The sequence below is a fragment of the Streptomyces sp. OZ13 genome (assembly GCF_052068155.1).
Lineage (GTDB): Bacteria > Actinomycetota > Actinomycetes > Streptomycetales > Streptomycetaceae > Streptomyces.
The window spans coordinates 139,386-152,228 of sequence record NZ_JBQHCZ010000020.1 but is presented as its reverse complement, the minus strand read 5'-3'; the positions used below and the strand labels follow the sequence as shown (position 1 = coordinate 152,228).

Sequence of the window (12,843 nt, the reverse complement as noted above, 5' to 3'; positions counted from 1 at the left end):
CCACCTCAGCCTGCTCCAACTCGCCTGCAGCATCATCTGCTTGAGACGACTCCGAACCTCATTCTGAAACGATCAGTAAGTGGGACTCCGTTAGGTCTTTGGGTTCGGCCTGTTCTTGGGCATGTTGGGTGGATGGGCGCATATGAAGTGAGCCGGGTCCGGGCGAAGTTGGCGTTGTATGTGGCTGATGTGTTCGCGTCGGTGCCGCGCAAGGACCAGCGGGCCAAGGGCGACTGCTACCTGCGGGGGCTGATGCTGGACGGCCGCCGCAAGTCGGTCCAGGCCATGGCCTCGAGGCTGCCGGACGGCAACGAACAGAACCTGCAGCAGTTCGTGAACCAGTCCACCTGGGACCCGGTGCCGGTGCAGCGGCGGATCGCGGAGAGGATGCTGCCGCTGGTCGTCCCGACGGCCTGGGTGATCGGCGACGTGTCGGTGCCCAAGGAGGGAAGGATGTCGGTCGCCGTGGCCCCGCAGTATTGCGGGGCCCTGGGTAAACGCGCCAACTGTCAGGTCGCGGTCAGCGTCCACGCCGCCAGTGACACCGCCTCCTGCCCGCTGCAGTGGCGGCTGTTCCTGCCCAAGGAGTGGGCGGCGGACACCTACCGCCGGGCCCTTGCCCGGGTTCCGTCCGAGGTCACGCACCGTGAGAAGTGGCGGCTGGCGCTGGACATGCTCGATGAGCTGGCCGGCTGGGGCATGCGGCCGCCCGTGGTCGTGGCCGATGCGGCCTACGGCACCAATGCCCACCTGCGGGCCGGCCTGGCCCAGCGGGGAATCGCCTACGTGCTGGCCGTCCGCGCGGACGTGACTTCGAAGGCCGGTCCTGGCCCGGCTGGCACCACCACGTCACCCTCGTGACCGCCGCCCACGCATTTCTTACCGAACAGCGGCTGGCCCCAAAAGCAACCACACCGGGCTCACCCTCTACCAGACCCTCGACGCCCTCCAGGGCATCCTGAGGTGCTGGACCGGCATCTGCACCACCTGCCACCAGCCCCTGCCCAGCAGGCCACACACAACATCAAGATCAAGACAGACCTAACGGAGTCCTACTAGCGCGCCCGGGCGACGGCGAGGTGGGCGTCCACGTCGACGACCCCGTCGACGCCCTGGCAGAGGCCTACGATTACCGGGACGAGACGCGGGTTCGGGACGTTCCCCCGGAGGGTGACGACGCCGTCCCGGGCCTCGACCGCGACAGCGCCCTCGTCCAGGCCGAGGATGCGTCCCAAGACGTGCTGCTCGACCTCATTGCGGATCTCGGCGTCGGAGCGAATGAAGGCGTTCAGCAGGTCGCTACGGCTGACGATGCCGGTGAGAAGCCCGTCTTCGCCGACCACCGGCAACTGCTTGACGTGCCGCCTGCGGAGTTCCCGCGCGGCCCGGGGGATCGTCCAGTCGGCGCGCGCGGTGAAGACCGGGCTGCTCATGAGCGCGCCCGCGGTCCGGGCCCGGGCCTTGCCCCAGGCGCGCTCGTCGTTCCCGTCCTGCCCTTGCGGATCGGGCATGCCGGTCTCGTGCCGCAGCACGTCGGAGGCGGACACGACCCCGACGGGGGCGCCGTCGTCGTCGATGACGGGGGCCGCGACGATGTCGTTCGCGTCCAGTAGAGCGGCGATCTCATGGAGCGGTGTACTGGGGCGGAGGGTGATGACCTCCCCGGTCATCACGTCACCGACCGTGCGGCGGTGCAGCATGGCCTCGGCCTCCTCCGTTTTTGCGGCGGGTGGCCGCGGTCGGAGCGCCCGGGCGATGTTGCGCGGCGCGTCGGCCCCGCGGCCCTGCTGGTTGGTCAACGCGTCTTCCCTACCCATGACAGCACCCCGCCGCTCGGGAGGCCAGCGGTTGTTTGACCTGGTGAGGAGGGCCAGCAGCCTGCGGCTCCTGCGGCGACGAGGACCTGGTGCTGACCACGGCCGCCCGGGCCGAGCAGGACAGCACGGTCATGGGCGCGACCAGCCGCATGTTCGTGGAGATGATGCGCACCCCCGAGGGCCGCACCGTGGTGCTGGACGTCGCGCTACCTGCCCACCCACGACATGCGCGAGTTCTCCGTGGAGCTCGTCGACGCGCTCGGTGCCGCAGCCGACCCGGGGGAGGAGCGGCGCCGGTCAACGGCGGGCCATGCGGCCCATGAACCGGACGGTCAGGCGGCGCGGCAGGAACTTGCTGACGAGGGCGAGCCTACGGCCGTTGGTGATCACCGACGGGGGCGCGGAGCGGCGGTCGAGCGTGTCGAGGGCCATCTTGACGACGTGGGCGGGCGTGGCTCGCTTCGTGCCGTAGTCGGCCGACTGGCTGCCGGCGACGTCGTAGAACTCGGTCCTCGTGGCGCCGGGGCACACGGCGAGGACGCGTAGACCGGTGTCGTGGGTCTCCTCCCACAGCGATTCGGTGAAGCTGAGGACGAAGGCTTTGGTGGCGCCGTAGACGCTCAGGTACGGGGTCGGCTGGAAGCCCAGCAGGCTCGCGACGTTGATCAGGACGCCGGTGTCGGCCGAGGTCAGCGGGTCGATGTAGGCGCGGCTGAGGTCGACCAGCGCGCTGACGTTCAGCGCGATCATGCTCTGCAGGCGGTCCGGGTCCTCGTCGGTGAGGGCGTTGTGGGTGGCGAAGCCGGCGTTGTTGACGAGGCCGGTGGCGTAGATGCCGCGGGATTCGAGTTCGGCGCGCAGGGTGCGGCCGGCGTCGGGCAGGCCGAGGTCGCGGGCGACGACGGTCACCGTCACGCGGTGGGCGCGTGTGAGTTCGCCGGCCAGGTCCTTGAGCCGGTCCGCTCGGCGGGCGACGAGTACGAGATCCGCGCCGCGACGGGCCAGCTGGCGGGCGAATTCCGCGCCGAGCCCGGAGCTGGCTCCGGTGACGATGACGGTCTGGCGGCGATAGTCGATTTTGCTCATGCTGCACTCTACGCACGCTCTTGCACTGAGTGCAAACAATTGCATCTCGCGAAGAGATGTACCATCGGTGCATGGCTCAGAAACCGGCACCTCTTCGTGAGCAGACCCGCTCGGTGGTTCGCGCGCTCCTCGCCAAAACCGCCCTCGAACTGTTCGCCGCCAAGGGGTACGACGACACGACTCTCGACGAGATCGCCGCCGCAGCGGGGGTCTCCAAACGGACCCTGTTCAACTACTTCCGCAGCAAGGAAGACCTCGCCCTCAACGGCCTGTCCGAGCAGGGGGAACTGATCGCCGCACGGCTCGCCGAGCGCCCGGCCGACGAGGATCCGTGGACGTCGCTGCGTGCTGCCTTCCAGGTGCTCGAGGAGATGGACCTCACGGCGGAGCGCCGGCTCGAGATGATCACGCTGCTGTTCGGCAATGAATCCCTGCGCGCCGGCCACGCCGAGAAGCAGGCCCGCTGGCAGGACCTGCTCGCACCGCTGATCGAGCCGCGACTGCCCGACTCCGACCGCCGCGCCCTGCAGGCGCGCGCGATCGCGGCCGCGGCGATCACCTGCCTTCAGGCAGCAACAGAAGAGTGGATGCGCCTGGGCGGACAGGCCGACCACTTCGACCTGTACGACACCGCCGTACAGGCGATCCGCCGCCCCGGCCCGCAACCAGAGAAGAAGACGACATGAGCAGGCGCCTGCCCCCCGCCGACCTGCCGAACATGGCCGCCGCCCTGCGCGCCGAACGCACCGAGATGCTGGGCTTCACCAGCAGCCTCACCGACGTCGAATGGACCGCGCCCAGCGCCGCGGCCGGATGGCGCATCGCCGATGTCGTCGCCCACATCGGCGCGACGGCGCGGAGCTTCTACACACCCGCCGGAATGCGCACGATCTTCGCCGGCAGCCTCGAACAGCTCAACGAAGACCCCGTCGACCGACGGCGCCACTGGAGCCGCGCGAAGGTGATGGCCGAGTACCAGCGCGCCAGTCGGCGAGCCACCATGCTCCTCGACGTCGTCAGACGCACGCCCGCCGCCCGAGTGCGGGTTCCGCTGGCCGAACTCGGCCGCCACCCCCTGGCGCTGATGATCAGCGGCGCACTCGTCTTCGACCATCACACGCACCTGCGCCACGACATGGCCCCGGCGCTCGGCCGGCCAGCACCGCCCACCGACGCGGACCGCATGCGCGCGGTCGTGACGTGGATGATCGCCGTATTGAGCAATCAGGTCGCGCGGGCGCCAGTCGCCGGGCTCGACGCCCGCGTCGCCCTGACCCTCACCGGCCCCGGCTGCGGGACCTGGTGGATCGATGCGGCAGGCGGCCTGGCCCCGTCCAACGGCGCGGTCGCCGCGCACGTCACCGCCCCCGCGCTGACGTTCCCCGACTGGGGCACGCAGCGCTCTTCCTGGCGCGACAGCGACGTGACGGTCACCGGCGACACCGAGCTCGCCGCCCGCTTCCTCGACGCCGTCAACGTCATCTGACCGGGGCACGGGAAGCCCGCCTCCCAGGCAACCCCGGACCGCCTGTTCGCTCCTTCTGGTGGCGGCGAGTTCCGGCCGGGGCGCCGGCTTCGCGGGCTTCGACGGCTTGTGATCGCCGGCCGACACCTCGCGCCACCTTCTCATGTGAGCAAAGTGAGTCTCCCTACGGCAAGGCGCTATCGCTCGATTCAGCGATGGCGCCACACCTGTTGTGCCGGATGTCAATCAACGACACCGGCGCTGAGCTGCACCGGGTCATCGAACTCCGCCTCGCGCCACACCTCTACCCCAGAGAAGGTCTGAAGACCTACAACCGCTACGGCACAGTGCGGCACCTGTTCGCCGCCCTTGACCTGGCCAGGGACAGGCTCTACGGCCCCGACCAACAGCTCCTGGCTCGACCGCATCGAAGCCCAGCTCACCGCCCTGCGCTACTTCACCCTCGACGGCACCGACCACGCCAGCCACAAGGAACAGGGCAGCATGATCTGCTGCTGCATCATCCGGCGAAACCGCCACGCCGACGACCGGCACCTACGCGCCGTCGTCGACAGGGCCAACGTCGCCCGACCGTGCAAGAAGGCAGGGAAGATGACCACACGGACCGACCATGTCGACCACGAACTGATCCGGGCAGCTGCCCACGTCGCGGCCACACGCTGCCGGGGCGACAACCACACCATGGCGGCTGCCGCCCGCGCCCGAGACGGCCGGATCGTCACCGCGGTGAACGCATATCACTTCACCGGAGGCCCCTGCGCGGAGCTGGTCCTCATCGGCACCGCTGCCGCCCAGGGCGCCTATGACCTGGACACCATCGTCGCCGTGGGGGACCGCGACCGAGGCGTGGTGCCCCCATGCGGCCGCTGCCGCCAGGTGCTCCTTGACTACTTCCCAGCCCTCAAGGTCATCGTCGGGACAAACGGCGGCCTCCGAACGGTGCCCGTCACCGACCTGCTTCCCGAAAGCTACGTCTGGGCGGACCACCGGCTCGACCCTGAGGAGAGCGCACCACTCAGCACCACATGACACCCCAGACGATTACCGGGCGAACGTTGCCTGACAGCCGGCGCAGCCGTGGGCCCGGACCGGCTCCGCGGACTCGCCGGGCCGCTCGCCGCCGTCGGCGGCCCGGTGGGGCCGTCCGGGTAACGCGGACGCCCTACGGACCATCGGCGATCTTCTCCGCGATGCGGCCGAGCGCCGCCAGTTCCTCAGGGTCGAGCCGGTCGACGAAGTGCCGTCGCACGGAAGCGACATGGCTCGGGGCGGCTTCCCGGAGCGTGTCCCATCCCGTCTCGGTGAGGACCAGGAGGCAGCCCCTTCCGTCGGCGGGGTCCGGTGCGCGCCGGATGAGTCCGCGCGCCTCCATGCGGGTGGCGTGGCGGGACAGACGGCTTCGCGACCACCCCATCTTGGCGGCCTGTTCGCGCAGCGTGCTGGTGCCCTCGGCGCGCTCGGACAGGGTGCTGAGCACCTCGTAGTCCGGCTCGGACAACCCGTGCGCGGCCAGGTCCTGCGCGGTGCGGGCCTGCACCGCGGTCACCATGCGGAGGTACGCCCGCCAGACGCGCTCCTCGTCGGCTGCGAGCCAGCGGACCGAAGGGTCCGTCTCATTCGTTGACATGTAATCAACCTACCGGCTAATTTCGTTTCCATGACAACGAAACGGCTTCGCATCGTCGTACTGGTCTGCAGCACACGCCCCGGCGCGCTCGGCCCCGCCTTCGGCGAGTGGCTGACCGAGACGCTGGCGCCGAGCGCCGACATGCTCGACGCGGACCTCGTACCCCTGGCCATCGGCGATCTGGGCCTGCCCTTCCTGGACGAGGAGGAGCACCCGTCGACCGGCGTCCACCACCACGAGCACACCCGCCGGTGGAGCCGGATCGTCGACGGGGCGGACGGCTTCGTCTTCGTGACGCCGGAGTACAACTACGGAATGCCGGCGACCCTGAAGAACGCGCTCGACTACCTGGGCCCGGAATGGGCCTGGAAGCCGGTCGGCTTCGTCAGCTACGGCCACACCTCGGCCGGCACGCGCGCGGTCCAGCACGCCAAGCAGGTGGTGACCACCCTGCGCCTGGTCCCCTTGGGGGCTACCGTCGCGATACGGATCGCGGACGCGATGCGGGAGGACCGCTTCGCCCCCGCGGCGCGTCATGCTGACGCCGCCGAAGGGCTGCTGGCGGAACTGGTGCGGGTCTCGCGGGCATTGGCCCCGCTACGTGAGCACGCACACCCGGACGCCGTGGCGGGCCCGCTGCCCGGCTCGTACGCGCGGCGTCTCGGCCCGGACGACGCCCCCGAGGTGACGGTGCTTCAGCGCTGCTGCTGGATGGAGGAGGCGCTCGACAACGACACCCTGGCGATCCCGGCGCTCCAGGAGTCGCCGGACGAGGTGCGCGCCTGGCTGGCCGACTGGCACACGACGGGACTGTGGCGGGACGGGCGCCTGCTCGGGATGGTCCGCACGCGTCGCATCGGAGCCGACCTGCACGTCGGGCGGCTCGCCGTCGCCCCCGACCTGCGGGGACTCGGCGTGGGCCGGTGGCTGCTGGCCCGGGCCGAGTCGGCCGGGGAGGGCTGCCGGCGTATCGTCCTGTCCACCGGCGCTGCCAGCCACCGCAACCTGACTCTCTATCAGGGGCAGGGGTACGCTCCGCTTCCCGATGCGCCGGACGACGGCGTGGTGGGTCTGGTCAAAGCCGTCCCCGCCTGAGCGCCGGCGCCGTCGGCTCCGGCAGGCCCGCAGCCGGAGCGGACGCCTGTGCCGCGGACCAGTCGATCAGGCCGGCCGGCGGGCGTCCACGGCTGGGAGCTGTCCGACGGGCCCGGTGAACGCGGCATCCTGAGCGCCGTGGTGCGCGCCGAGGAGCACCTCCACGCCGAAGGTCTCCGCGTGCGTTGCACCTCGACCTCGGCCCGCCTCGGTGCTGGGCCCGGGCCCGCGTCCGCCTCCCAGGTCGAGCGCCGAGGTCGCTGACTGCAACTAATCGGCTGCGGTTCTCGGGTCAGGCGCGTGGGCCGGCGCCGTGCAGCAGGGTGTCGATGATGCGGGTGGCGAGGGTGTCCGGGTCGGCGCCGTCCGCGTTGCCGTGCAGGGATTCCCCGATGAGCGCGTAGTAGACCCGGCGCACCCAGTCGAGGTCGGCCGTTTCGTCGATGAGCTTGTCGTCCTGGGCCCGCTTCAGCACGGCGATGCAGCTGCGGGCGATGTCCTGATGGAGGACGGCGGCCTCGCCCTCCGGGTCGGCCGGCAGCTCCAGGGCGAACGCCCAGGCGCTTTTGACCTGGAGCACGTTGGCCGTGATCCGGTGCATCGCCACCAACGGCGGTGCGGTGTCCGGCCGGCCGTCGTCCACCGCCTGGGCGAGCTGGCGGGCCGCGGACGAGGCCAGCGCCTCGATCAGCGCCTGCCGGTTGGCCGCCCGCGAGCTGAGCATCGACCTGTTGGTCAACAACGCCGGCTTCGGGACCTGCGGCCGCTTCGAGGAGATACCCGGGGCCCGCGACCACGACCAGTTGATGGTCAATGTCGTGGCACTCGTCGACCTCACCCATGAGCTGCTGCCCGGCATGCTGGAGCGCGGCCGCGGCTCGGTCGTCAACGTCGCTTCCAACGCCGCCTTCCAGCCGTCCCCCTACTTCGCCGTCTACGGTGCGGCCAAGGCCTTCGTGCTGAACTTCGGCCTCGCCCTGCGTCAGGAGTACCGCCGGCGTGGCATCCGCGTGCTCACCTTGTGCCCCGGCCCGGTCGAGACCGCCTTCTTCGACACCATCGGCACCCGCCGGGCGGCCGTCACCGGCTCCATGACCACCCCGGAGCCCGTCGTACGCGCCGCGCTGCGCGCGCTGGACCGCGACCGCGGCTATGTCGCCCCCGGACTCGGCAACGCCCTGACCGCACACCTGACACCCCGTCGCCCCCGGACCCTGGTCGCGGCCATCGCCGAACGCGTCACGCGGAAGGTCCTGGCCACCTCGGCCGCCCCCTCGACGTTGCCGGAGCACGCCGCATGAGAGCCTCCGCCGCCCCCGTCGGCGCCGCCTCGGCGATGTTGCTCGTCGGCACCTCGACCGCGGTCTCCGCCACCATCGCCGACTACCCGGTCTTCGCCGGACAGGCCTTACGTTATGCGCTTGCCGCGGCGATCCTGCTGGCCGTCGTAGGCCACCGGCGCCTGCCCCGCGTGCGCCTGACCGCACGTGACGTCCTGCTGCTGATCGCGCTGGCCGCCACCGGTCTGGCGGGGTTCAACGTCTTCCTCGTCGAAGCCACCCGGCACGCCGGGCCCGCCATGATCGCCGCCGTGGTCGGAGCCGTCCCTCTCGTGCTCGCCCTCGTGGGCCCATTGATGGAACGCCGGCGCCCCGCACCCCGCACCGTCGGCGCCGCACTCGTGGTGGCACTCGGCACCGCCGTCGCCGCCGGCCTCGGCTCGGGCAGCGTGACGGGCCTCCTGCTGTCCCTCGGTGCACTCGCCGGCGAGGTGGCGTTCTCCCTGCTGGCCGTCCCGCTCCTGCCCAAACTCGGCCCCCTGAGGGTCGCCGCCTATCCCGCCGCTCTCTCCATACCCATGCTGCTGGCCGCGGGCCTCGCCCTGGACGGTACGGACTCCCTGCGGCTGCCCACACCCGGCCAAGCCGCCGCCATCGGCTACCTCGGCGCGATCGTCACCGCGGCCGCGTTCTTCCTGTGGTACGACGCACTGCGCCGCCTCGGAGCCGACCGTGCGGGCCTCTTCGCCGGCCTCGTACCGGTAGGCGCACTGCTCACCACCGTCGCACTCGGCCTCGGCCAGGCAGGCCCCGCCGACGTCACCGGTGCCCTGCTCGTCACAGTCGGCGTCGCCGTCGGCCTGCGACAGCCCCGCCGCGCCCGTCCGGGATCGCACCGTCCCCAAGGGGCAGTTGACGAGTTGGTCTGATCGGTGTTCACCCAGACAATAAGAGGTCCGCGCGGACAGGCGGCCGACAGGGCGGCGTTGAGGGTGTGCGTCCCAACCAGGCTCAACGAATGAGCCGTCGCGGGCTCGGCCCTGATGGCCATGATGCGTGACCGGCAGAGAGGAGCACACCCGTGACAGAGGCGACGTCCTTCCTGCTCGAACGCCTGCACGCGGCCGACCAGACCGACGTCGTCGCGGTCGAGCCGGCCACTGGAGGCCTCGCCGCGACCGCGGGGCTCGCGCGCCGCATCGACGGCACGTCGGTGTTCGTCAAGGCGTTCGGCGAGCCACCGTCGGACGACACCTTCGCCGCAGAGGCCGAAGGGCTCACCGTGCTGCGCGAGGCGGGAGGCATCGCGACCCCCGAGATCATCCTCGCGGACCGTGACCTGCTCGTGCTGTCCGTGCTGCAGCCCCGCCCGGGCACCGAGGCCATCTGGGAGCAGCTCGCGCATGCGCTCGCCCACCTGCACACCACCACGCGGTACCCCCGATTCGGGTGGCACCGGGACAACTGGCTGGGCCGTCGCCGGCAGGTCAACACCTGGGAAGAAGACGGGTTCGAGTTCTTCGCCCAGCACCGTCTGCTGCGCTGGCTCGGCGAACGTCGTGTCCAGGAGGCGCTCGACGCCGCAGACCGGGCGGCGCTGGAGCGGCTGTGCGACCGGCTGCCCGACCTGCTGCCGGTCAGGCCCGCGTGCCTGACGCACGGCGACCTGTGGGCGCTGAACGTCATGGCCACGCCCGACGGGCGGCCCGCGCTGATCGACCCGGCCGTGTCGTACACGTGGGCCGAGGTCGACCTGGCCCACCTCTGGACGACAGCGCCACCGCCCGAGGCGCATGTGTTCTTCGAGCTGTACGCCGAGCTGACCGGGCTCGACCGCGACTGGCGCGAACGGATGCCGATCCTCCAGCTACGCCAACACCTGGCTGTGATCGCCCAGTTCGACCCCGACTGGGGCGCCGCCGACCTCGTGCGCGCCACGCTCGCCCCGTTCCGGCACCGGCCCTGAGTTCTGCTGGGCCGGTCCCGCCGTCCGCGCGGCCGCATGGGGCCGTGGCGTGCCGGTTGAAGTGCCCAGGGATCGGGGCCGGCGGCCAGAACGCTCCAGCACTTCGGGAATGGCAGGAAGGCCGCGGCCTCGCGGAACGGCCTGCTGCTCGGCGAGCTGCCCCACCACCCCGGCGTCGTGCGCCCCGAACGCCTCCAGCAGCTTCGCCAACCCGCCGAATGCCTGCGAGGTCAGCATGCTGTCCGCCCTCTCGCCTGGCCCCAGCAGGACCGGCACCACCAGGCCGGCCACCTTCCCCTCGCCCGGTTGCAACCGGAGAGCGCGGCCCACGGCCTGGACGAGGTCGGGCATGGAACCGCGCACGTCGGCCCAGTAGACAGTCACGGTTCTTGGTGTCGACACCCTCGCCCAGCACCTTCGCCGAGCCTAGGGAGCCCTTCTCCACGATCGTCCCGTCCGTGACGATTGACACTGAGGCGGTGATCGCACACTGATCCGACGTGACGGCGTGCCCGGCGAGACCGCGACACGTCATCGCTTCACGCGGCTGCGCACGGCGAGGATGGCAAGCCCGAGCAGAGCCGGCTCGACGAGGCGGGCAGTCATCTCGACGTACGTCCCGGTGGTGGTCAGATCCTGCCCGGAAGCCCGGAAGATCACCGAATTGACCACCACCCTCACGGACTTCTCGAACCGCGCGGTCGACAGACGCCTTGTGTACGGCCCTTCCGGGTTGACGGGTGCCGACTTCCTGGTCGTCAGGGCTATTCGGCGGCCGTCGGTGGTCCCCGCACTGACCGGGTCCGGGTCGGCCTGAGGCAGCCCCCACAGCATCAGCGCGCACACGGTGGCCGTCATCGCAAGGACCAGCCAGGCCAGGGCACGCATGGCGCGCAGGCCGTATCCGGAGAGTGCCCAGTACAGCCGCAGCAGCGTCCGCTCACCGCGGGACGCCGTGGCGTCGTGGCGGCGCATCTCCATCTCGCCGTAGTAGAAGTCGGCCGCGCCCGGCTCGTTCCGGCCGTCCTCGAGCGCCTTGCGGAGCTGCCGGTAGACCGGCGCGAGCACGGCGGGTTCATGCGTCTCGACGCCCGGCGGTGCGGGCGTCCAGCCATCGCCGTACCGGGTCGCCCGCCAGTGGTGCTCCTCGGCGAGGGTCCGGCGGCGTATCCAGCGCAGCCCGCCGGGTGGTGGCGACAGGATGCAGCGGCCTTCGAGCCGCAACTGGTCCAGGTGGACCGACTCCACGAAAAGACAGCCGGTCAGGTCGACGTCGGCCAGCACCAGATACGCGGCGTCCACGCCCTTGACCGAGGTGACACGCACCCGGTCATCGGTGAGCCCCGGTTCGGCGATCACCTCACCCTCCGGCGAGACGAACCGGCGGGGCCGGCCGACGACGGTCACCGGGAACTCCACCACGGCGTCGCTCAGATCCACCCTGGCGTACCGCAGCCGCAGCGCGGCGGTGGACGCCCAGCGTGTCCGCCGGCAGCGCACCTCCCGCGCGGCGGCCTCCAGCGTCACCGCGGCCTCGAACACGGCGTCGGAGAAGTCCACCGTCCTTGGGCAGACCAGCGGGCCGATCCGGGCGGTACGCCGGAACACCGCCCGCCGGAATCCCACGCCGGCCTCCAACCGGGCCCCGGAGAACGACAGGTCACCACCGATCGCGGCCCCGTCGAACGTGGCTTCCGCAGCGAAGTGAGCCTCGGCGAACGGCATGTCCCCGCCGATGTCCGCCCCGTTGAAGCATGCTCTGCCCCGATGAAAATGCGTACCGTCGAAACAGGCCCGGCCGGTGATCCGGATCCTCTCGAAGTCGGCACCGTCCTCGAAGACCGCACCGTCGAAGGCGGCTTCCCCGTCGATGACTGCCCCGTCGAAGGAGGCGACGCCACACACCCGTACACCCGAGAAGTAGGCATCCCCGCACGTCATGCCCTTGAACATCGCACCGCGGCCGACCTCGCGGACACAGAACCGCAACGTGCCCTTGATCCGAACCTCGTAGAACCAGGCATCACCGCCCACTTCGGTGTCATCGAGCCACACATCTCCCGCGACCCGCGCCGCACCGAGGCGGAAATCACCCCCGGCATGTACCTCACGGACGTACACACCCCCGTCGAACACAGCCGACGCGAAGGAGCAGAAGCCGCCGAATTCGATCCCCTCGAACTCCGCATCTCCGGTGAATCGCACCTCGTCGAACGATGCGTCCCCCACCCGCGCTCGCCGGCTCCCCGGATCCCTGAGCGGTGCGAGGAGCTCGTCGAGCAGGCTCTGGGTGAAGGGTGTGCCCCGGTGGTCGAGGTCGGCGCCGGGGGTCAGCGAGGCCAGGTGGGCGGCCCGTTCGGCGCTGTCCAGATGCGCCAGACAGACCGTGTACGAGCCCACTCTGCGCCCCCGGCAGCGTTCCCCCGTGTCGAGGTGTCCGCACTGCGGCCACGCGGGGGCGTCGGTTCCGGTCATTCCAGCTCCCG

General features: G+C 70.9%; 12 protein-coding genes and 2 pseudogenes. 9 read left to right on the top strand and 5 right to left on the bottom strand.

The features are described 5' to 3' along the window. Positions 1-132: 132 nt before the first annotated feature. Positions 133-813 (top strand): annotated as a pseudogene (locus tag ACTMTU_RS32260) (IS701 family transposase); the annotation flags it as partial. A 242-nt stretch (positions 814-1,055) separates the two neighbouring features. On the opposite strand, the gene ACTMTU_RS32255 reads toward ACTMTU_RS32260, so the two are convergent. Both ACTMTU_RS32255 and ACTMTU_RS32250 read right to left on the bottom strand, forming a co-directional pair. Continuing rightward, a complete protein-coding gene (locus ACTMTU_RS32255; RefSeq protein WP_441266969.1) occupies positions 1,056-1,817 on the bottom strand; it encodes a CBS domain-containing protein in 762 nt (253 codons plus the stop codon). 297 nt (positions 1,818-2,114) lie between these two features. Next, complete coding sequence (locus ACTMTU_RS32250) at positions 2,115-2,903, bottom strand: SDR family NAD(P)-dependent oxidoreductase (protein ID WP_441266968.1); 789 nt, start codon at positions 2,901-2,903, stop codon at positions 2,115-2,117. 71 nt (positions 2,904-2,974) lie between these two features. On the opposite strand from ACTMTU_RS32250, the gene ACTMTU_RS32245 reads away from it, so the two are divergent. The 4 genes and pseudogenes from ACTMTU_RS32245 (at position 2,975) to ACTMTU_RS32230 (ending at position 5,418) form a co-directional block, all read left to right on the top strand. Further along, the gene (locus ACTMTU_RS32245; protein ID WP_441266967.1) at positions 2,975-3,589 is read left to right on the top strand and encodes a TetR/AcrR family transcriptional regulator; all 615 of its coding nucleotides are present in this window, start codon (positions 2,975-2,977) and stop codon (positions 3,587-3,589) included. Next, on the top strand, positions 3,586-4,389 hold the full coding sequence (locus ACTMTU_RS32240; protein ID WP_441266966.1) for a maleylpyruvate isomerase N-terminal domain-containing protein: 804 nt from the start codon (positions 3,586-3,588) through the stop codon (positions 4,387-4,389). The genes ACTMTU_RS32245 and ACTMTU_RS32240 overlap by 4 nt, the downstream gene beginning before the upstream one ends. 305 nt (positions 4,390-4,694) lie before the next feature. Then, positions 4,695-4,956 (top strand): annotated as a pseudogene (locus tag ACTMTU_RS32235) (IS630 family transposase); the annotation flags it as partial. 24 nt (positions 4,957-4,980) lie between these two features. After that, positions 4,981-5,418, top strand: coding sequence for a cytidine deaminase (locus ACTMTU_RS32230; protein ID WP_441266975.1), 438 nt, complete (start codon positions 4,981-4,983; stop codon positions 5,416-5,418). Positions 5,419-5,551: 133 nt separating this feature from the next. Here ACTMTU_RS32230 and ACTMTU_RS32225 read toward each other — a convergent pair whose 3' ends face one another. Further along, a complete protein-coding gene (locus ACTMTU_RS32225) occupies positions 5,552-6,016 on the bottom strand; it encodes a MarR family winged helix-turn-helix transcriptional regulator (RefSeq protein ID WP_441266965.1) in 465 nt (154 codons plus the stop codon). A gap of 30 nt (positions 6,017-6,046) precedes the next feature. Between ACTMTU_RS32225 and ACTMTU_RS32220 the strand changes: the two genes are divergently transcribed. Further along, positions 6,047-7,111, top strand: coding sequence for a GNAT family N-acetyltransferase (locus tag ACTMTU_RS32220; protein ID WP_441266964.1), 1,065 nt, complete (start codon positions 6,047-6,049; stop codon positions 7,109-7,111). A gap of 292 nt (positions 7,112-7,403) precedes the next feature. Here ACTMTU_RS32220 and ACTMTU_RS32215 read toward each other — a convergent pair whose 3' ends face one another. After that, positions 7,404-7,835: a TetR/AcrR family transcriptional regulator gene (locus tag ACTMTU_RS32215; protein ID WP_441266963.1), complete on the bottom strand. Its 432-nt coding sequence runs from the start codon at positions 7,833-7,835 to the stop codon at positions 7,404-7,406. A 7-nt stretch (positions 7,836-7,842) separates the two neighbouring features. On the opposite strand from ACTMTU_RS32215, the gene ACTMTU_RS32210 reads away from it, so the two are divergent. From ACTMTU_RS32210 to ACTMTU_RS32200, 3 genes are all read left to right on the top strand, one after another. Next, on the top strand, positions 7,843-8,412 hold the full coding sequence (locus tag ACTMTU_RS32210) for an SDR family NAD(P)-dependent oxidoreductase (protein WP_441266962.1): 570 nt from the start codon (positions 7,843-7,845) through the stop codon (positions 8,410-8,412). Beyond that, positions 8,409-9,320 carry a DMT family transporter gene (locus ACTMTU_RS32205; protein WP_441266961.1) on the top strand — a complete coding sequence of 304 codons (912 nt, stop codon included), beginning with the start codon at positions 8,409-8,411 and terminating at the stop codon, positions 9,318-9,320. Before ACTMTU_RS32210 ends, ACTMTU_RS32205 begins: the two co-directional genes overlap by 4 nt. A gap of 152 nt (positions 9,321-9,472) precedes the next feature. Then, entirely contained in the window at positions 9,473-10,357 is an 885-nt protein-coding gene (locus ACTMTU_RS32200) for a fructosamine kinase family protein (RefSeq protein ID WP_441266960.1), read from the top strand. A 531-nt stretch (positions 10,358-10,888) separates the two neighbouring features. Here the strand turns inward: ACTMTU_RS32200 and ACTMTU_RS32195 are convergent. Beyond that, positions 10,889-12,832, bottom strand: a complete 1,944-nt coding sequence (locus ACTMTU_RS32195; protein ID WP_441266959.1) for a pentapeptide repeat-containing protein — start codon at positions 12,830-12,832, stop codon at positions 10,889-10,891. Positions 12,833-12,843 lie beyond the last annotated feature (11 nt).